The organism is Roseivirga misakiensis, assembly GCF_001747105.1.
GTDB lineage: Bacteria > Bacteroidota > Bacteroidia > Cytophagales > Cyclobacteriaceae > Roseivirga > Roseivirga misakiensis.
Genome location: NZ_MDGQ01000003.1, coordinates 922,577 through 943,764, shown reverse-complemented (window position 1 = coordinate 943,764; position 21,188 = coordinate 922,577). Strand labels below are relative to the sequence as shown.

At 41.0% G+C, this 21,188-nt stretch carries 9 protein-coding genes; all 9 read right to left on the bottom strand.

Annotated elements, in window-relative coordinates; all coding sequences use genetic code 11:
- Positions 1-13 precede the first annotated feature (13 nt).
- On the bottom strand, positions 14-2,668 hold the full coding sequence (locus tag BFP71_RS04360; RefSeq protein WP_069834205.1) for a TonB-dependent receptor plug domain-containing protein: 2,655 nt from the start codon (positions 2,666-2,668) through the stop codon (positions 14-16).
- Between the two features lie 84 nt (positions 2,669-2,752).
- On the bottom strand, positions 2,753-4,021 hold the full coding sequence (locus tag BFP71_RS04355; protein ID WP_088124870.1) for a VOC family protein: 1,269 nt from the start codon (positions 4,019-4,021) through the stop codon (positions 2,753-2,755).
- Positions 4,022-4,095: 74 nt separating this feature from the next.
- The gene (locus BFP71_RS04350; RefSeq protein ID WP_069834203.1) at positions 4,096-5,772 is read right to left on the bottom strand and encodes an amidase; all 1,677 of its coding nucleotides are present in this window, start codon (positions 5,770-5,772) and stop codon (positions 4,096-4,098) included.
- A gap of 66 nt (positions 5,773-5,838) precedes the next feature.
- A complete protein-coding gene (locus BFP71_RS04345; protein WP_069834202.1) occupies positions 5,839-9,132 on the bottom strand; it encodes a VCBS repeat-containing protein in 3,294 nt (1,097 codons plus the stop codon).
- Between the two features lie 5 nt (positions 9,133-9,137).
- Positions 9,138-12,446: a VCBS repeat-containing protein gene (locus BFP71_RS04340; protein WP_069834201.1), complete on the bottom strand. Its 3,309-nt coding sequence runs from the start codon at positions 12,444-12,446 to the stop codon at positions 9,138-9,140.
- Positions 12,447-12,459: 13 nt separating this feature from the next.
- Positions 12,460-13,032 (bottom strand): hypothetical protein, encoded by a 573-nt coding sequence (locus tag BFP71_RS04335; RefSeq protein WP_088124869.1) that lies wholly within the window; start codon positions 13,030-13,032, stop codon positions 12,460-12,462.
- On the bottom strand, positions 13,029-16,241 hold the full coding sequence (locus BFP71_RS04330; RefSeq protein WP_245701815.1) for a VCBS repeat-containing protein: 3,213 nt from the start codon (positions 16,239-16,241) through the stop codon (positions 13,029-13,031). The genes BFP71_RS04335 and BFP71_RS04330 overlap by 4 nt, the downstream gene beginning before the upstream one ends.
- Before the next feature lie 182 nt (positions 16,242-16,423).
- Positions 16,424-17,914 (bottom strand): RagB/SusD family nutrient uptake outer membrane protein, encoded by a 1,491-nt coding sequence (locus BFP71_RS04325; RefSeq protein ID WP_069834199.1) that lies wholly within the window; start codon positions 17,912-17,914, stop codon positions 16,424-16,426.
- An 8-nt stretch (positions 17,915-17,922) separates the two neighbouring features.
- Complete coding sequence (locus BFP71_RS04320) at positions 17,923-20,913, bottom strand: SusC/RagA family TonB-linked outer membrane protein (protein ID WP_069834198.1); 2,991 nt, start codon at positions 20,911-20,913, stop codon at positions 17,923-17,925.
- Between the last annotated feature and the right edge of the window lie 275 nt (positions 20,914-21,188).

The following is a 21,188-nucleotide window of genomic DNA, read 5'->3' as shown; positions in this document are numbered from 1 at the left end:
GGCCTCTCTATTGTTACAGGCTTAGTTTTAGGGCCAAGGTGTACGTTCTGGTGGTAAAGTGAAATTGTCTTTCGGCTTCCCCTGCTGTAAAACCTTGAACTATCCAGTTTGCACCTCTTGAGTGGAAGAGCCGAGGTTCAGGGTCAAGGCCCGTATAGTTCGTAATAGTAAATAAGTTTTGACCTATTATTTCTAAGGTCAGAAAGCGCTGATTACTTAATGCTAGAGTTCTTGAAATAGCCAGATGATTGAGCCTCAGAAAGGATGCTTTTTCAACATAGTTATCAGAAAAGGTGAAGTCTCGTGCTCCTACATATTGGTCGGTCAACACGTTGTTAAAACTAGCTGTGAAAGGAGACTGCGGTTCATAAAACATACGAGTAACGTTCAGCATGGAATGACCAAAACTACCTCTCAATAAAAAGTTCATCGTCCAGCTGCCAAAGTTTATTTCATTGTAGAAACCCAAGTCTGTTGTGGGAATTGCGTTGCCAACTTCTTCCCATTCAGTGTTTAGCTGAGTAGAAACTTCTACATTTCCGTTAGCGTCCACCGATAATAACCTAGGGGCGTAAAGTCCTCCTACGGTACCTCCTAATAAATTCCTTGTAGTCAGGTTAGATCGCCCGCCTGGAGAGAATGAAAACCCTCCGAAAAAAGTAGTCAATTGATTATCGGAAAATGAGCCCATTCTGTCTATTGAGTTGGGCTGGTACCGAGTGATATTAATGCTACTATTCCAAGTTAACGCGTCGAAGCTTTTTTGATAATTGAGGGTTAGTTCAATGCCCGATGTAGATAAGTCGATGGCGTTTGCAAATATGGTAGTTGTGGTATGGAATGTACCCGGGTCCAATCTATTGGGTGATCCAATAATTGCCAACTCATCCAGAATAAGGTCTTCTGATTTACGATTGAAATAGTCAAATGAACCAGAAAGTCCAATCGACGTCAAAGCAAAATCAATTCCTAGATTAAACTCTTTCGTCTCTTCCCACTGAAGCAAAGGGTTTCTAGAGTTTGGGCGAAAACCAGATACAAAAATATCATCTGTGGTGTTAGCATCACCATCAAGGTCTTGTGGTGCATTAGGTATAATTAAACTTTCTCCTAGGTTGGGGTTCGGCGGTAAGTTTCCACTTGTTCCATAACTTGCTCGAAGGCTCAATTGGCTAAAACTGCCAGCTTCTATTGTATTAATTAGGTCATACTGAAGCCCCAATCCATAGAAAAGCCCTGTTTTGTTGTCGATAAAACCGCTATATGAATCTGCCCGAAGGTTTAAATAAGCACCGAAGGCGTCACTAAATTGAGCATCAATTCTTCCATAGTATGAGTTGAGGCGATCGTCGACTCTGGAACTGCTTATCTGAGCACCCGGACCAGAGGCTATAGCCCCAAAGCCAAGGTTATTAAAGGTTTGTGCATCAAAGAGAAATTGGTTGACCTGTGCAAAGAATGTTTCATTTTCACGGTTCTGAAACCCTGTTCCCACTAAAAATTTAAAATTAATTTCTTTAATTCTTTTTTGATAGTCTACAGAGAAATCGACGATTTCAGTGAACCGATCTGAGGTTGAACGATTGCCTATACCGTTGAACCAGATACCCCGTTCATAATCATCTTTACTCCAATATTGTCCTCCAAAACTGTTTCTATTGTCCTGAGTGTAAGATCCTCGGATGTTAAGGTTATCTAGGACTTCATAGGAAGCGGAGAAACCTAAAAGGAGCCGCTTGTCCTCTAAAATATCTTGCTGTTGATTTAGCAAGGCTATGGGGTTGTAGGAATCGAAAAGGTTTTGCTGAAAGAAGCCACCTGTGCTTGTATTTGAAGGATCAAAAATTGGGGCGGTCGGATTATAAACCGTCATTTCCTGAAAAACGAGCGGGTTAACTGTTCCCCTTTCTGAATTGGTAAAAAAGATTTGGCCTGAAACCTGAAGTTTATCGTTGAGCAGTAAATGATCAATGGCAAACCTTGTGTTTAAACGTTTTTGGAATGAAGGACTCACAATTCCTTCAATGTCTCTGTAGTTAGCGGATAAACTAAAGGTGGTTTTTTCGAGTTGTTGGCTAACTAGAAAACCAGCTGCTTCTGAGAGTCCAGTTTGTGTAGATTCTTCGATCCAGTCCGTGTTTGCGCCAAAATCAGGGCCGCCAAGATCAAGAAATGCTGCTCTATCAAGTACGTCATAGGTTTTACCGATCCGATCGATACTGACGGAAGAATGAACGTTTATAATGGGGGTATCACTTTTTGCTCGTTTAGAAGTGACAATAATTACACCATTAGCACCTCGCATTCCATATAAGGCTGTAGCTGCAGTTTCTTTTAAAATGGTAAAGCTCTCTATATCATTTGGGTCAATGTTTTCCAGGGAAACCCCGACCATATTATCAAGAATTACCAATGGTCTATTCTCGGGACTCAGGGCATTTATACCTCTTATTCTTATTTGATAAGCTTCATTTAGATCGCCTCCTGGTCGGGTAATTGATACACCCGCAACCCTACCTTGCAATAGCTGTATGGGATCGTAAAGGTTTCCTTTATTGAGGTCTGTTATTTTCTGGGTTGAATCTAGATTGACATGCTGAGCGGATGCTGCAAAGACAATTGAAAAACAGAGGAGGGACGATAAGAGGAGCCGAGTTAGTTTGTTCATTGGTTGAGTTTATTGACTATAAAAAGTAACATTTTATGGCCATAAACTCAATTCTTAGACTAAGTATTTAGGTGAGAACCTTCCCTATTTGAACAAAGGCATTAGTTTCTCATTATCAGGATGATCGAAGAACTTATCGAACTCATAATAGTATTGTCCTAAGTCATAACCTACAAAAGCCTTGTATCGACCATCAGGTTCTTCTTCGAACCCTCCATCTCTTAATTCAAACGGCTTTTTACGGTTTACATAATCGTACCAGCCATCTAAGTCTTCCAGAATAAACGATACTGTTACTGCTTTTTCTTTGGAGAACTTGTGCATACCTCGTCTTTCATCCACCAACCCAATAAACCCTGAATCTGTTACGCGATAGATTTTGGTCCAGCCTTGGTCTGCCACGAGTTCAAACCCCATGATATCCTCAGAGAAGTCCTGCATCGCCAAAACGTCTTGATAGTACAGCCAAGTAATAGCACCGTGGAAATTCAACGTTTTTCCCCCGTACGTTACCTTAGTGTTGGTCGGTTCATTTTGCTCTAAGTATGGAACAAAATCTTCGTTTTCTTTGTGCTGCTTAAAGAGTTCAAACTCCAACAAATATCCCTCAGGATCAATGGCGACAAATCCATCATGCGGACCGCCTTCTTTCGGCTTATAAGTATATTTAATAGGGACACCTTCCTTTTGCAAGTAGTCGTACCATTCTGGTAACTGATCTGTCAGTAAGGCAAGCGCCACGGTTTTAGGTTCATCTGCACTATGCATGCCCTTGGCAGCATCGACAAGCACGAGTAGTGCTTCGTCAGTTATCTTCAAAATGCTTGCATTATCGTATGTAGTCAGGAGTTCTAGACCAAGTGTTTGGGTATAAAAGTCGGTTGCCTTCTTTAAGTCTTTATAGTAAAGAAAAACATTGGTGGCCTGGATATTAAAATCATCTAGGGTTCTGTAATCCGTATTTTCAGCCAGTAATCGGTTGATTTTTCTTGGGGTATAACTAAGTAGACGGCCGAACCTTCTGGCAATTTCTATTTGGGCAGACTCATCGTAGGCGTTCTCCTTAATTAAAGCAGCCTGATCTGCCTTTATCTGATCGTATGCATATTTGGTATTACCCTGAAAGAGCAATAAAACCTCTTTTCCCTCCGCGATATCCTCAGGGAAAAGGGCTGTTTTAATCAAGTCAGCTTCTCTAACCGCCGAAACGCCGTATTTGGCTGCTTCCTCTTTCGCTAATGGGTAAAACCGCTCCATTTCAGCAGGTGTCATCGGGCTACTTAAGGCTAAGACTTTTACGCCAGCATTCACCAATTCTGAAAACGTTGAAACTACTCCTAATTCTCTTTCCATATTTTCTAGCGAAGTGCAGCTAAAAATGAGGTAACAAGAGATTAGAAATAGGCTGATAGATTTTGATCTGCTTATCATTGGTCTGCTTTTGAAAAAAGTGGAGGGTGTTTTTCGTCGAAATCTGTTTCTGCTTGATATGCTTTGGCCAAAGCCAAAATACTGCCTTCATCGTACAAATTACCGATGAATGTCATACTTGTCGGTCGGCCTCTATTATCAAAACCTGTGGGAATACTAACCACTGGGTGGCCGGTTAGATTTGTAATGAAAAGTTGCCTTCCTCTGAAAGATGGCGCTATGATCACATCATAATCTTTGAATATTTGATGAACATCATCGATCAATTGCCGCCGTTGCCGATTGGCTTGCAAGTATTCTACAGCTGGAATAAAACGCGACTGCCTCAAAGAGTTTGCTCGTGAGCCATAGTTTTGCTCTACCATATTGTCCACTTCTTTCGAATAGACTAATTCATCGAAAAAGGCACCAGCTTCAGCGCGTAGAATAATGTCAAAAACGTTGAAGGGGTAATTCTTAGGCAATGAAACGGCCGATGGGTTTACACCAAGTCCTTTTAGTACTTCCAGTCCTTTTATGAGATTTTTACCCATGGAAGAGCTCGAATCGGCCATAATGTCGTCTTTTAGGTACGCCACTTTCAGTTGGCTAGCAGATTTTTTAACCTGATGAAAAGCCACGTCATTGGTAGTAGGGTCTAGATCATCTTTGCCATAAATGGCGTCAAAAACGATTTCACAATCTTCAGCTGACCTGCACATTGGACCTATTTTGTCCATAGACCAACTCAGGCTCATTGTTCCATTTCGGCTTACTCTTCCATAAGTTGGCCTTAAGCCAGTGATACCGTTTCGAGTGGAGGGCGATGTAATAGAGCCTAAGGTTTCCGTTCCTAATGAGAAGGCGACTAACCCAGCTGCTGTGGCAGAACCTGGTCCAGCAGACGATCCGCTAGCACCTTGTTTTAAATCCCATGGATTCTTGGTTTTACCACCAAACCAAACGTCTCCCCGGGCCAGGGAGCCTGATACTAGCTTGGCGATCAGTACGGCTCCTTTTTCTTCAAGCTTCTTTACAACCGTTCCCGTATAGTCGATCATTTGATCTTTATAGGGTGCGGCTCCCCAAGTAGTGGGGTATCCTTTTACCGCTATCAAATCTTTTACCCCATACGGAATTCCATGTAGCAAGCCTTTGTAGTTCCCGCTTTGTATTTCCCTATCAGCTTGTTTTGCCTGTTTAAGCGCAAGTTCTCTTGTGACGGTGATAACACTCAGCAGTTGTCCGTCAAATCGATCGATTCTATCGAGGTATATCTTTGTGAGCCTTTCCGAGCTTAGCTTTTTCGATCGTAAAAGATCGGCCAGTTCAGGAATGCTCAAAAAGGCGATTTCAGCGTCGCTTTCAGGCAATGGGGTTCCAGTGGGGATCTTCCATTGGTTATTTGTCTCTCTAATTGCTGGATACTCAAACCCTGTAGGGTGGGGATCGAAGGTTAGGGCAGGAAATGTCTCGTTGTTGATAGGATACTTCCTCATGGAATCGTACCCCGCTCTATTTCGCCCCAGATACCTGTGCATATCACCGAAATATTTTTCATCGATGTCTAGACCAACTAGTTTCTGGCTACTTTCAACATCTTTTTTGGTGAAATTCAGATCTGAACTTTTGCAGGCGGATAGGAGTCCAAGAAAGGCCACGATAAGAAGTGATTGCAGCAATGTTTTCATCATCCTACCAATATACTGATTGATGTTTAATGATTATGCCGAATTATACTAATGGAAGGCTTAGACTGGTTAGCGATTGCCTAAAAGAACGGGTGCTGAATTGTTTCGGAGGGCAAGATAAGCTTGTCGCCCCTTAATATTAATTTTCCCGGCCGATCGATATTCCCCCCAGTTCTCCTGAGTGTTTAGATGCGTATCATTACTGTGGGTGAAATTTCCTTTTCCATCGCCTAGGACTAATGTAATTGGTTTGGCATCCGCTCGGCCGTAGTCGTTTCTAAAGGTGAAATTGTTTCCAAAAAGTAAAAGGTCTTGTGCTCCGTCTTGGTTTATATCATCAGCTATAATATCCATAATGGGGCTGTATTGGGCTTCTTGAGGCATAGCAATTGCTTCGAAATTACGATTACCCTTGTTGATGAAAACCTTAGACTCAAACGTTTTGGCTTCTTTAACCAGCGTATTTTCATTGAGTTTGTCACCCAATAAATCTTCTGGACCTTTTAGTGCTGCATACGATCCGTAATCCGGATGTAGCTTCTTTATCGCTGCCATTTGTTTGATCAGATCATCGCGTGTGGCGTAAGGCGACTCGATACCATTTTGATAATGGAAAACAAAGGGGTCGGTTTGACCATTATCGTCAAAGTCGTTTAGGTAAAGCCTAGCTGGCTCTTTTTCAGATGCTTTTAGTTTGCTATTAAGGCCGAGATTTCCAGCGATTATATCCGGTTTGCCATCTTGATTTACATCGGCAATAGACAAACTATACCACCAGCCACTGTTAGCGTCTAATATTTCGTTTGCCAGTTTTTCGAATTGTCCAGACCCATTATTAGCATAAACCTGAACCGAAGTCCACTCCCCAGCCATAACCAAATCTTGATCGCCATCTCCGTCAAAATCAAACCATTTAGCGGAGTTAAGCATGCCCAAATTTTCGTGGCTGGTTAGCCTTTGAGTGATTTCGTTTTGAAAACGACCACGGCCATTATTGATCAATAAGTAATGTTGAGGGTTTTTGCCATAGGCGCCAGAAACAATGTTGGAGCCTACAAATACATCGAGGTCACCATCTCCATCAATATCTTCGATAGCTATGGCTTTGCCTTGCGAACCTATTTGTGGTAATGCACTTGGCGAAAAGCGGAAATTTCCCTTGCCGTCGTTTAGATAAAGCCTGTCGTAAGAGAACAATTGACCTTCAGGAAATTCATTGCCTCCAGTACTGATATACAGGTCTTGATCGCCATCTTGGTCAGCATCAAAAAAGTGAGAAGAAACGTCTTCCGCACGCGCTAATTGTTGAAATACGGTTGAGGGACTATTTTTGAATTCTCCATTGGCCATTTGCATCCAAAGTTCCCCTGCCTGATCTTTAGCGCCACCAAAATAAACGTCGTCTAGGCCATCTCCATTTACATCTGCAATGGCCAGTGCGGGACCTTCATGGTTGAAGTTGCGTGGCATTAGATACTCTCTGTCAAAATCGTTGAATTCATCGTCTTTATGGACAAATTCAAAAGGTAAGGTCAGATTCTCAAGTTGTGCTGTTTTTGGTTTCTGCGCTGTTCTTACCGATCGGTCAGCACTTTTATAATCGAGTGTTATTGTTCTATTTGGGTCGAGGTTTGTGAGCGTTTGTTCGTTACCATTGGGCCAGATAACTATCAACTGATCGATCTTTTTTGATTGTTTTCCCAGTCCAAAATAAAGCTCTGGGGCTGTGGCAGACTGAAAACCTCTTGTATTGAAGTTTTCTCTGGTCATTACTTGGTCACCCGTTCTAACCATAACTTTTGCCCCAATCCCAAAAGGGTTCTTTTCTGGTCCCTGAAAACGAATTTTCAAGTAAGCTTTTTTCGAATCCGTGGTGTTTTTATAAACAAAGGCTTCTTGCGCCACATTGTTGATAATCAGCTCCAGATCGCCATCATTATCTAAGTCGGCATAGGTGGAACCGTTGGAGTAAGACGGTTGGTCTAGCCCCCAATCCGCAGCTTTATTTTTGATGTTGAAATTGCCGAGGTTTTGGCCGGTGTAATTTGAGATTTTGAGGGTGGGCAGCGTTTCAATCAAGAATTCTTCTAGCTCATCCATGCTTTTTTGCCGGATTTCACTAGCACCTGATTGGTAGTTTAGATAATCTAGATCATTTGGTCTTTTATAAATGCCGTTGGTAATGTGGATGTCTTGAAAACCATCATTATCCATGTCAAAAATGAGCGGAGACCAACTCCAGTCGGAGGCGAATGAGTTTGTAAAAAGGCTGAGGTCTGAAAACTGGCCATTGCCTAGGTTGTGTTGTAGGGTATTGCGTACGTACTGATGCCCATAGCCGAAGCCTAGTTTAATTTTATAGACTTCTGACTTGTCTTCCACTACGGATTTTTTCCAAATAGTTGGGTCTGAAGGGAGCATATCCGTGGTGATTATTTCACCCAGCCCATCGTTGTTGAGATCGGCAATCTCATTTCCCATAGAAAAGCGACTCGTGTGCTGTATCCGAGTTTCCAGTTGCTCCGAAAAGGTGCCATCTTGATTGTTTACATAGAGGTAGTCATTTTCTGTAAAGTCGTTAGAGACATAAATATCTGGCCAATTGTCATTATTGATATCGCTGATGGCAATGCCCAAACCAAACCCAATTATGCTTGAGTAAATGCCAGCTTCTTCCGTAACGTCCTTAAATCCTACTAAACCCTCACTCGCTTGATTTTGAAATAGCTTATCGCCCTGATCACTTGCTTTTTTTCTTGATTCAGCCTCTGTAAATACCTCTGGATTTTTAATGGAGTGGTTTAACAAGTACATGTCTAAGTCACCATCTTTATCATAATCGAAAAAGGCGGCTTGGGTCGAAAATCCAACAAAGTCGAGTCCGTATAAAGCGGCAGATTCGCTAAAAGTACCGTCTTGGTTATTAATGAATAGCTCATTTTTACCCTTTGCCAATTTGTAGTCACCTACTTGTGACACATAAATGTCGAGGTAGCCATCATTATTAACGTCGGCCATCGTAACGCCTGTGGACCAAGTACTATTTCCTGATACTCCAGCTTGATCTGTAACATCTTCAAACTTTAGGTCGCCTTTGTTCAGATAGAGTTTGTTTGACGCTTGGTTTGAGGTAAAATAGAGGTCTACTAATCCATCATTGTTGATATCACCTGCGGCAACTCCACCACCGTTATAGAAATAAAGATATTCGAGAATATTGAAATCCTTGGTCGAGTTGATTTCATTTTTGAAGTTCAATCCAGTTTCAGAGGATGATAATAATTGGAATACCGGTGCTTCTTTGCTTTTATCGGCACAACCGAGGCAAATAAATAGGGATAGGTAAAGTAGGTGCTTTCTCATTTAGCCTAAAACTTATAGGCTTTGACAGGCTCGTTATTCATCGCGATCAACAAGTACTTTTCGCCATTTAAAGTCTGTACTTTAAAGTCTCTTACTTCTCCTGAAATGGACAAACCAGTTTCGTTTTTATCCAACGTTTTAAAGTTTCCTTTTCCATCGCCCAGTAAGACCACGCCATAGTTGGCATCGTATTTCCCAACTTGTGGCTTAACTCTGTGCAAGTTGCCACCAAGGAGTATATCAAGGTTCCCGTCGTTGTTAAAGTCATTGGTGCTCACAGCATAAATAGGAGAGAGCTGCGCCTCGAGGGGCATTTTAACGATTTCGAATGTACCGTCACCATTATTCATCATGATCATACTCGCTAGATCGTTCACTTCGGAAACAACAGCTTTTTCTAACTGATCTGGTGTGAAAATATCCTCGATTGTTTGATCTCTAAATGCCTCGTATTTCAGGTAGCGCTTTTTAATGGCCGGAATCTGCATTTGCAGCTCGTGTTTCAAGGTGTAAGGCAGATTTTTTCCGTCGATCGTTCTTGTAAATATCTGTTCTGCACTTCCATTTTGATCAAAATCATTGACGTACAGTTTGATAGGTTCAGTAGCGGAGGCTCTAAACCTTGAATTTAGACCGTGGTTGCCTAAGATAAAGTCATCATCACCGTCGTTGTCTAGGTCGGCTGTGTGGACCTTGTTATACCAACCTCTATGATTTGCCAAATTACTTTTTGAAGATATGTCTTCGAATTTTCCATTATTATTTAGCAGCACCGTCGGCATCATCCATTCACCTACTACTACCAAGTCGCTATCTCCATCTTGATCGATATCGCTCCAAGTTGCACTGGTGACCATTCCTAAATCATTGAGCATGGGTGCCAATTCATTGGTAGCATTTTCAAACCCTCCCTTTTTGTTATTTAAGAAGATAAAGCTTGGGGCAGAAACGCCGTATAAGAATGGTCTTAATCGCGAGCCCACGAATACGTCCATATAGCCATCGCCATTTATGTCGGTTGGAATGATGGTACCAGTACTCCAATTATTGGCCGATAGTATCGGGTCTACTTTGGCTTCAAAAAGTCCGTTGCCATTGTTGATGTATAACCTATCTGCCAACTGTATGGAGCCCAATCCGAATTCGTTGCCTCCACTAGCCACCATTAGGTCTTGGTCTCCGTCGTTATCCATGTCGAAGAACGTTGCATCTACATCTTCGGAAAGTTTGTGTTGCTCAAAAGCTGGTTGTTCTAGCTTCTTATATTTCCCATCGGTGGTTTGTATATATATGGCACTCACTTGTTCTTTTGCGCCGCCAATGAATAGGTCTTCAAGTCCATCTCCGTTCACATCAGCACTGGCAAATTGGGGGCCTTCGTTAGAAACCATGTGATAGGTAAGCCTGTCTCGGTCAAAGTCAATGAAGTTGCTTTCTTCATGGTTAAAGTCAAGTACTTCTTCGGCATTTATGACTGTAAAGAGAGTCGTTTTAGTCTCTTCGGTTGCAGCTTCCATTGCTTTTGAATCTGCCCAATTCAGGGCTAATGTTTGATTGGTTGTCACATTATTCAAGATGGTTTTAGTACCATCAGGCCAAGTAACTTCTACTAAATCCACTTCAGTTAATGCTCCTAAGCCAACATTTGGTCGCGGATCTACTGTTGACTGAAATCCTCTGATTGGTACTTGCTCAATGTAAAATTGTTGGTCGCCTGCTCGAATATTTATCTTGGTGCCGATGGCAAAGGTATTCTTGTCTTTCCCTGTTAATTGGAATTTCAAATAGCTGCTCTTTTCGGCATTATCCGAGGTTTTGTTTTCGAAAATATTAGAAAGCGCATTAACGTTATTAACGACCAGATCCAAATCACCATCGTTATCAAGATCACCAAAGGCCGATCCATTGGAGTGGGCTGGATCTCCTAATCCCCACTCTTTTGCTTTGTTTTCAAAAGCCAGATTTCCGAGATTTTTGTAGGCATAATTTGGTATCGGATTTACAGGCATAGGGTCAATTAATGCCTTATAGTCAACGCCATCTTGTTTGATGGTTCTGGCTTTTGTTTCACTATCCGCCGCAAAATTTAAATAATCCAGGTCGGTGATGTCTTGGTAAATTCCATTGGCCACGAAAAGGTCTTTGAAGCCATCGTTATCCATATCAAAGAACAATGCTCCCCAGCTCCAGTCAGTCGCCTCCACACCAGCTAGTCTACCTACTTCTGTGTAGGTTCCATCACCATTGTTCATGTGCAGCATATTTCGAATAAACTGATGGTGGTAGCCGTTTTGGACACCATAATCGTAGCGATCCCAGCTTTCAAAAGTTGTGACTTGCTTTAACCTTTCGTCTGGCTCAGGTAGCATATCGGTAACGAAAATATCTGATTTGCCATCATTGTTAATGTCGGCCATATCAGCCCCCATAGAGGCTTGACTTATGGAGCGCATGCTATTTTCTAATGACTCTGAGAATGTGCCATCGCCATTGTTTATGTATAGGTAATCTCTTTCGAAGAAGTCATTGGAAATAAAAATATCGAGCCAGTTATCGTCATTGATATCACCAACGGTCACCCCGAGTCCAAAGCCTATAACACTACCATAAATTCCTGCTTCTTCACTAACATCGACAAATTTCCCACTATCGTTTCTATATAATTTGTCTCCACCAACTTCATCGCGAATTGGTCGCTCATTTTTCCTAAGATTAAAGCTTTTGATGGCTGTGTAAGAGTTGTTGAGGAGGTAAGCATCTAAGTCTCCGTCTCTGTCATAATCAAAGAATGCGGCATGCGTCGAAAATCCTCTATCGGCTAGTCCATAGGCTTCCGCTTGTTCTGAAAATGTACCGTTTCCGTTGTTGATGAAGAGCTCGTTTTGCTTGTTATCACCAGCTATATCGCCGGAATTACAAACGTATATGTCTAGAAATCCGTCGCCGTTTACATCGGCCATACTCACTCCTGTGCTCCAAGCTCTTTGACCTGATACACCCGATTTTTCACTGATGTCTTCAAACTTTAAGTCTCCTAAATTCTTGTAAAGTTTGTTCTTTACTAAGTTTCCCGTGAAGTAGATATCGCTTAGACCGTCATTGTCTATGTCTCCAATAGCTACTCCTCCGCCATTGTAGAAATTTCGGTAGGTGTAAATATTGAATTCCTCATCAAAAGGAAGGTCATTCGTAAAAGAGACACCTGATGCCTGTGGCGTCAACTTGTTAAATACTTTCTCCTGATCAGTGGGGGTTGAGCATCCGAATAGAATCACCAAAAGACTAAGAGAAAGGGTTGTTTTTAAGAATCTCATTTGATGATGTGCCTTATGATTTTTCTTCTTTTTCAGGGGCTAAAAGATCAGTAATGACTACCGCCACTGATGAAATACTCTGTCGGTAAACTCTGATTCTCCTGTTACCATCTACTTTGACCCAAACAGTTTTTGAACCATCGTCGCTCACCATTTTTATGAATTCGCCTCCGTACCAGTTTACTAGCGCAGCTTTTACCTCTTCTATTAAGGTTTCTACTTTCAGCTCCTCATTCCACAGCGACCAATTGGCATATTTGAAATGCATGGGCATTTCAATGATTTTCTTATCCTGAAATTTCGGATAAAAGAACATATCTGTGTCATGTTCGAAGTATTCACTGGCGTCATATTTTATCTGGCTCCCGACACCATTAGTGAGTACGCCTTTTTTATTTAGCTCCCAGCAATGCCCGAAAAAGGTTTTAGAGTCCATTTGGAGACTAATACCTAAGAATAAACTGTCTTGTCTCACATTTGAGGCCAACTCAGTGTCTACCAGCTTTTGATATTCTGATTTACGTTGGCACGATGTGTATGCCAAGATGATCACTAATATGATCGTGCTAATTAATCCCTTCTTCATTCTTCAATTTTTTTGTAGCCAATACTTTTTGCATTGTTTCTGACAAATAAATATATCGCTTGTCCACCCAGATTAATCTTTTGGATTTGACGGGTATCGTCTTTTACCAAAATACCTGATTCAGATGGCTTTAGGGCTTTGAATTGTCCATTGCCATCGTTGAGTAAAGTTAAGCCATATGAGGCATTATTGATACCCATTTCGGGCTTCATTCTAGTCTGGTTTCCACCCAAAATCAAATCTATGGCGCCGTCTCCATTAATATCGGTCGGAAGTATGGCGAAAACCTGTGAAAACTGTACTTCGTTTGGAAGACTGATGCTGTTGAAGCCTCCGTTTTCGTCTTGAATGAAAGCGGTCGTTTCCAGCATTTTTGCGCTCAGCGTAATGGAGTTTTCTAGGGATACGGCTTCGAAAATATCTGTTATGGTTTGGTCTTTATAGCTTTCGTGTTTCACGTATTTCTTCCTCAAACCTGGTAATTGCTTGACTAAATCTGGCAATAAAGTGATGGGGTAGGACTTATCTCCTTCAAATTGAGTTACTATTTGCTCGATGCTTCCATTTTTATCGAAGTCGTTAATGTACATTCTCAATGGGTGATCAGCATCCGCTTTAAGCCGACTATTATTTCCATGATTGCCGCCTATAATGTCCAAACGTCCATCATTATTGAGGTCTGATAGGCTTATATCATGCCAAAGTCCTTCGGTATTTGGTAATTCCGTTTTGGTAAATTTCCCATTGGTATTAGTAAATATGATGATTGGCATCCATTCTCCTAATACAACGATGTCCTCATCTCCATCGGCATCAATATCTGCTACTTCGGCGTCTGTAAGCATTCCTAGCGCTTTAAAAACGCCTACTTCTTGACCGAGGACTTCGGTGAACTGGTTGTTTTTGTTTTCGTATAGATGAATGCTTCCTGGTACGCCATAGGCAAAAGGGATGCTTCGGGTTCCTGCAATTAAATCCAAGTCGCCATCAGCATCGAAGTCAATTGGTTTTAGAAAACTAGAACTTTCACTTACTGCTGTGAACTTTGTCCAATCCAGTCGTTGGAAATTTCCTTTGCCATCATTGAGGTAAATTCGATCCCGGAAAGAAGGGTCATTTGCACCATATTCATAACCACCACTGGCTACTAATAGATCAAGGTCATTGTCATTATCAATGTCGACAAAGGTAGCGTCAGTATCTTCCGATAAGGCGTTGTTTTCAAAAGGGGAGGTAGCATTTAACTCACCTTTTTCATTTTGGATAAAGAGGGTGCCGTTTTTACCTTTTGCACCACCAAGATAAAAATCATCCAATCCGTCGTTGTTAACATCACCAACGGCAGCTGCTGGTCCTTCGTTAGAGCTCATCTGAAATAATAAACGGTCACGATCGAAATCTGAAAACTGATTTTCTTTATGATAGATTGGATCTGCAAAAGTCGTTTTCTGAAAAAGAGGTTTCTGTGTTTTTCCAGTAGTTGGTTTGGAAGCTGGCAATTCCTTTTGGGAGACGGTAAGTTGCTGGTTTCCTTTAACTTCTTTTAGGGTTGACCTTGTATCATCTGGCCAAACAATTTCAATTTTGTCAATAGTCGTTTTTTCGCCTATACCGAAATGTAATAGGTGATCCATGGATGACATATAGCCTTTTACAGGATGATATTCTTTGGTTTGGCTAAGGTTGCCTGTCACGACTTTAACTTTAGTACCAAAAAGGCTGTGAGACTCACTTGGCTCAAATTCAATTTTTAGGTAGTTGTTTGTTGTGTTTTCGTTGGTCTTATTCTCGTAGAGAATTGCTGGGCTATTGATGTTATTCACGACCAATTCAAGGTCTCCATCATTGTCTAAATCGCCATAGGCTGCCCCGTTGGAAAAGACTTTATCTTTTAATCCGCTTTGAACTGCTTGATCTTGAAAGTTGAAGTCTCCTTGGTTTTTAAACAGGTGATTTGCCAAAGGTACAGTCGGAATGGCATCTAAAAGCTTTGTGACGATTAGACTATCATCTCGGTATTGCTCAAAGGCTAACGTGTTATTAGCGTAAAAATTGATATAATCTTGATCAGTTAGGTCTTTGTATACTCCATTCGCTACAAAAATGTCTGATTTGCCATCGTTATCATAGTCGAATAGTAGCGCTCCCCAGCTCCAATCTGTGGCATGAACTCCTTTCAACCTACCCACTTCACTGAAAACTACTTCTTTTGGATTGTCTGGGTTTGTTCCAATGTTTTGTTGTAGTGTATTTCTTGTAAACTGATGGTGATATCCACTGGCTAGGTTCGCTTGATATTTATCCCAGCTTTCGAAAAGGGTTTTTGTCTTTACCCGATCGTTCGTTTTGGGCAGCATTTCTGTGACATAGATTTCTGGAAACCCGTCTTCATTCAAATCGGCGATATCAGCACCCATTGAACCCATACTGGTCTCATTAATCATGTTTTCTAAAGCTTCTTTAAAGGTGCCATCTTGATTATTGAGATATAGGTAGTCACGTTCGAAAAAGTCGTTTGACACAAATATGTCAGGCCAGTTGTCTTGATTTACATCAGCTATAGTTACTCCTAAACCAAAGCCGATCGCACTTCCATAAATACCTGCCTCTTCACTTACATCTGTGAAATGGTCTCCATCATTTCTATAAAGTTTATTTCCACCATTTGGGTCTCTTTTTTCTCTTTGATCTTTTCTTAAGTCGTAGGCGCCAACTGATCTTGTGCTGTTATTTAATAAGTAGAAATCTAAATCACCATCGCGGTCATAGTCAAAAAATGCGGAGTGAATTGAAAGGCCTATTTCATCTACACCGTAAGATTTGGCCATATCGGTGAAGGTAAGATCACCGTTGTTTATAAAAAGTTGGTTGTAACGTTTTTCGCCACCTAGTGGTCCTGACTTACAGACGAATATGTCTAGAAATCCATCGCCATTTACATCGGCCATGGATACTCCGCTAGACCAAATATTCGGACAATCAACCCCAGCGGATATGGAAATATCTTCAAATTCTAAGTTTCCTTTGTTTAAGTACAGCTTGTTGTCTACAAGGTTCCCGGAAAAGTAGATGTCCGATAGCCCGTCATTATTGATGTCACCAATGGCAACACCAGCTCCATTGTAGAAATTTTTGTAAGTATACGCATTGAGTTTCTCCGTGTATTCCAGACGGTTTTCAAAGGTGATTCCAGAAGCCTTAGAACTCACTTTAGAAAACAGTTGATTAGTGTTTTCTTCTCGATCACAACTACTTGTTATTGTGATTATTAGCAGCAAAACTAATATGGGCCTTAGTCTTTGAAACATGGGGGTAAAGATGCTAAAAAAAGGACAAAAAAAGAGCCCCGAATTATCGGGGCCCTTTCAATGATTATGTAAAGTTATACTAATTAATAACCTGGGTTTTGTACCAAATCTGCGTTAGCATCAATTTGATTTTGCGGAATAGGGAAGATGTTTCTAGTTGCATCAGATGCAGGTTTCTCCCACCATGTTCCGTTGTAAGCACCGAATCTAATTAAATCAGATCTTCTGTGTCCTTCAGCGAATAATTCTCTACCTCTTTCTGCAAGAAGAATCTCGTCAGTCAGTGTAGTTAATGGGTCCGCTCCAGCTCTTTGTCTTACTTGATTTACGTAAACCAATGCTCCGGTACTGTTTCCAGCTCTGTGCATTACTTCAGCTTTCATTAATAAAACGTCTGAATATCTGAATAAAGAGAAATCGTTACTCAAACTTTGAGTTGCTCCGCTTCTGTATTCCCACTTACCAACTCTAACACCCGCTTGTCTTAAAGAGTTAGGTGCTAATTCGTTGATTTCTGGAGTAAAAGTAAGGTCTGCTCCATCAGGGTCATTTGCCTCAGCGTTGTCGTCAGTTAAACGAGAACCATCAGAAGCAAACTGAGGACCTGCTAGGAATCCAGATTTACGAGCATCATTGTCTTCATATGCATTGTAGAATTCTTCCAAGGAAGCATATCCATTCCATGGAGATTCTTGTAGATCGAAAGTTGCTTGAGTCTGGTAGTGACCAGTCATTTGAGCAATGTTAAATCCACCAGCATTGTTTTCATCATATGGTAAAGTCAAGATATTTTCGCTTGAACCTTCGTTGTTAGTAGTAAAGTTTGAGAAGAAGTTATTCTCTAAACTAAACACACCACCGTTGATGATTAAGTCAATTTGAGTTTCCGCATCTGTCCATCTTGCTGTTCCTGTATAAACCTCAGCATTTAAGTAAAGTTTTGCTAAGATCATTCTAGCAGACCACTGATTTAGAGTTGTCTTCGTGTTATCAGTAGATAATTCACCAATGTTATCGATAATTGAATTCTCAATAAAAGTGAATACATCAGCTCTAGAACGTGTTGGAGGCGTTGGATCCGTATCATCTTCGGTGATGATAGGAACGTTACCGTAAGCATCAATTAACCAGTAGTAGATTAATGCTCTCAACACTTTAAGCTCAGCTACAAGCGCAGTTACGTTTGGATTTTGGTTAATCAACAAGTTGATATCACCTACTGCAGCATAGCAGTAATCCCATCCGTTGTTAATAGCTTCCTCAGTAGGCACATATTCGTGTCTGTGAGTTCTAAGCCACTGTCCACCATCTTCCCAGTCAGCACCTTTATGGGCAATAACTAATTCGTCAGATGCTACTTCTTGCATAGACCATAGAGAGTTATGACCTCCCCATGTACCGATAATCCTACGGTAAGCAGATGCTTTAAGTACATCGATCAACGCTGGATCGGTACTTTGCGCGAGTTCTTCCGGTGTAATACCGTCGAAGATCTCCTGCTCAGGCTCCTCACAAGCAGCTACTATGAATAGCATGGCTAGTAGGAGGGCAGTCGTTTTAGTATATTTTATCATTTCTATTATTATTTAATATTGAATTTTACACCTAAAGTGAACTGTCTAGTAGGGATGAAAGTATTTCTTCTTTCTAACCCTGGCACTAATTGGTTACCACCGTCGTCATTTCTCGCTTCAGGATCTAAACCTTGGTAATTCGTAATAGTGAATAAGTTCTGTGCTGCGAAGTAAAGGTTAATGTTCTCGATCCAATCAGAATTCGAAGGAAGTCTGTAACCTAGCTGCAAGTTATCTAATCTGATGAAACTTGCATCCTCAATGAATAGATCAGAGAAGGTAGGAGAAGCAGAAACATTAGGTGTTTTGTCAGTTACGATACTATTCCAAGCACTAGTACTAGCATCTTGGTTTTCGTAGAAACCTCTGAATGAGTTGTATAACTCATGACCTACTGTACCTCTTAGGAAGAACATTAAGCTCCAGTTACCATAACCAAACTGGTTAGTGATACCGAATTCAGCATCTGGAAGTGCGTTACCAATTACTGGTAAGTCATCAATGTTGAAATCAGCTGCAGAAGAACCTCTAACACCGTTAGCATCTTCTAAGATGTACTGACCGTTCTCGTCGATTCCAATGAATCTTGGACCTACAAAGTTACCCAATGTCTGACCTACTTCGTTGAAGATGATCTGAGTGTTGTTTTGTCCAGGAGAACCTAGGTTACCACCTCTTAGGTTTTCAAATCCTAATCCATTATCTAAGGTTAAAGACTCAATAGTCGTTTTGTCATAGATAGTGAAGTTGATTGAAGGTGTCCAAGAAACGTCACCTAACTTTAAACCGTTGTAAGCAGCGGCGAACTCAAAACCTGCAGATCTTAAATCAGCTAGGTTTACCCAAGTATTATTTACTGTATTGAAGTTTCCAATGTCAAATGCACTTGGTGCTCCAATTGGTACAATAATGTTGAAGATTAGATCTTCAATGTTTCTTGTATAGTAATCAGTAGTACCAGTGATTTTTCCATCAAGGATTGAGAAATCAAAACCTATGTTAAACTCTTTTTTAGTTTCCCATTTCAAATCAGGGTTTGCATTTTGAGTTTGCTGTGGAGCAATTCTGATATCATCAGTAGTGTTAGCATCACCATCAAGGTCAATTCTACCACCATTTCTAATAACAGGAAGTGCGTAATCAGATGCGCCAGGAAGTGCACCAGTGATACCATAAGAAGCTCTGAACTTTAATTGGCTAATAGGCCCAAGGTCAGCAATCTCAGTTAATTCAGCACCTGCAGAAACAGTTGGGAAGTAACCAGTCTTGTTGTTCTCACCAAATCCTGAGTAAGAATCCGCTCTTACACTGGCAGATACGAAGTAAATACCTTTGTAATTCAAGTTAGCTCTGAAGAAAGCAGAGTTCAAGATGTTTTGAGACTTATAAGAGTAATAGTTCGTGTTAGGACCAGTTACAATAGCACCTGCACCTAAGTTGTTAGCTCCAAAAGAGTCAAATAAGAACTGACGAGTCTGAAGACCAAAACCTTCGAAATTCTGAGTTTGCTGCTCTAAACCAACTAATAATGTTGCGTTTAAGTCAGAAGAAATCTCAGTATCCCAGTTTAAAGTACCTGTAATGATTTCAGTGAATCTATCATCTACAGTTCTACCTGCTTGACCGTTCTGTCCAAATCCTTGAGCAAAATCAGTTTTAGACCAAACTTGGCTGTTTAGGCCATTAGATCTGTCTTGGTTGTACTGTAAAGCGATAGTCAAGTTATCAAGAATATCAAACTCACCTCTGAAAGAAAGTAAAGACGTTTTAGTCGTTCCAGAGAATTTTTGCTGTTGTCTAAGTGCTTCAGGGTTGAAGTAATCAGAAGATGCAAGTGTCTGGAAGAATCCACCAACACTGTTAGAACTTAAAGTTCCATCATCAAATATTGGAGCAGTTGGGTTGTAAGTCAATGCGAAATCGAAAAGACCGTTGTTTCTAGCACCGTAAGAACCATTAGTAATGTTTACGTTAGCTGTTAATCTTAAACGATCATTGATCGCATTGTGAGTTACATTTAAACGAGTATTTAATCTCTCGTTTTTGAAACCTTTTACAATACCCTCATTATTTCTGTAGTTAACTGAAGCACGGTAAGAAGTTCCACCGAATGATCCGCTTACACTAAGGTTAGTCGCATAAGACAGTGAGTTTTGAGTAATTACATCTACCCAGTCAGTTTCAGAACCGAAATCAGTACCACCTGCCGCAACGAACTCTGTAGGGCTTAGTACGCTGATTTTATCAATAGCTTTAGTTTCTACTGTAGCGAAAGTGTTCAATGAAATACTAGTTACACCATCTTCACCGCTACCTTTAGTAGTAGTAATAAGGATAACACCAGAAGATCCTCTAGCTCCGTAAATAGCAGCAGCCGAACCATCCTTTAATACGTCAATTGAAGCAATGTCATTAGGGTCAACATTACCAAGGTCAGCACCAGGAACACCATCCAATACAATTAGTGGAGATGAGTTGGCACCGAAAGTAGAGATACCTCTTAAACGAATGTTAAATCCGCCGTTCGGGTCACCACCTGGTCTAGTAATTGAAAGACCTGCCACTTTACCTTGAAGTAATTGAGTCGGGTTAGAAATGTTCCCGCTGTTAAAATCATCAGGCTTAAGGCTGGCTACAGCACTCGTGATCTCTTTTCTTTCTTGAGATCCATAACCTACAACTACAACCTCTTCTAGTTCGGCGTAATCAGGCTCTAATACTACGTCAATCGTAGTTTGGTTACCCACAAGTACTTCTTTAGAGACATAGCCTACAAAAGAGAATACTAGGGTTTCGTTGGATGCAACCTCGACAGAATACGTTCCATCTAGGTTAGTGGCATTTCCACGTGTTGTGCCCTTAATAGTCACACTCACACGAGGGATTCCTAAACCATCATCCCCACCTGTAACCGTACCGGTTACAGTCTTTGTTTGAGCCAGTAGCGCTCCTTGGAAACCTACTGACATAACAAGTAGAGTTAGTAAAAACTTTTTCATACAATCATTTTAAATTTACTTGATTATTGGCCGTACTTGGCCAAAAAAGTGCAATCGAATGCTTAAAGTACAATGACTGTGCGGCAATTCATAGGTTAATTAACTTAAAATTAACGCAATCGTTTGCAGAAATCGTGCTTTACAGCCTTCTAGGCAAGAATTGCTCAGCGGACACTTTTTTTTCAAACCAACCATTGTTAACCCATTGTTAAGCAAGGAGCCTGCGGGTTTGATTTGGGCATTTTAGGTCACATTTTGTGCAAACGTTTCACACA

Coding starts and splice junctions, on each gene's coding strand:
- BFP71_RS04350 (WP_069834203.1), bottom strand. CDS start 5,772: ATGATGAAAACATTGCTGCAATCACTTCTTATCGTGGCCTTTCTTGGA.
- BFP71_RS04320 (WP_069834198.1), bottom strand. CDS start 20,913: ATGAAAAAGTTTTTACTAACTCTACTTGTTATGTCAGTAGGTTTCCAA.
- BFP71_RS04360 (WP_069834205.1), bottom strand. CDS start 2,668: ATGAACAAACTAACTCGGCTCCTCTTATCGTCCCTCCTCTGTTTTTCA.
- BFP71_RS04355 (WP_088124870.1), bottom strand. CDS start 4,021: ATGGAAAGAGAATTAGGAGTAGTTTCAACGTTTTCAGAATTGGTGAAT.
- BFP71_RS04335 (WP_088124869.1), bottom strand. CDS start 13,032: ATGAAGAAGGGATTAATTAGCACGATCATATTAGTGATCATCTTGGCA.
- BFP71_RS04325 (WP_069834199.1), bottom strand. CDS start 17,914: ATGATAAAATATACTAAAACGACTGCCCTCCTACTAGCCATGCTATTC.
- BFP71_RS04345 (WP_069834202.1), bottom strand. CDS start 9,132: ATGAGAAAGCACCTACTTTACCTATCCCTATTTATTTGCCTCGGTTGT.
- BFP71_RS04340 (WP_069834201.1), bottom strand. CDS start 12,446: ATGAGATTCTTAAAAACAACCCTTTCTCTTAGTCTTTTGGTGATTCTA.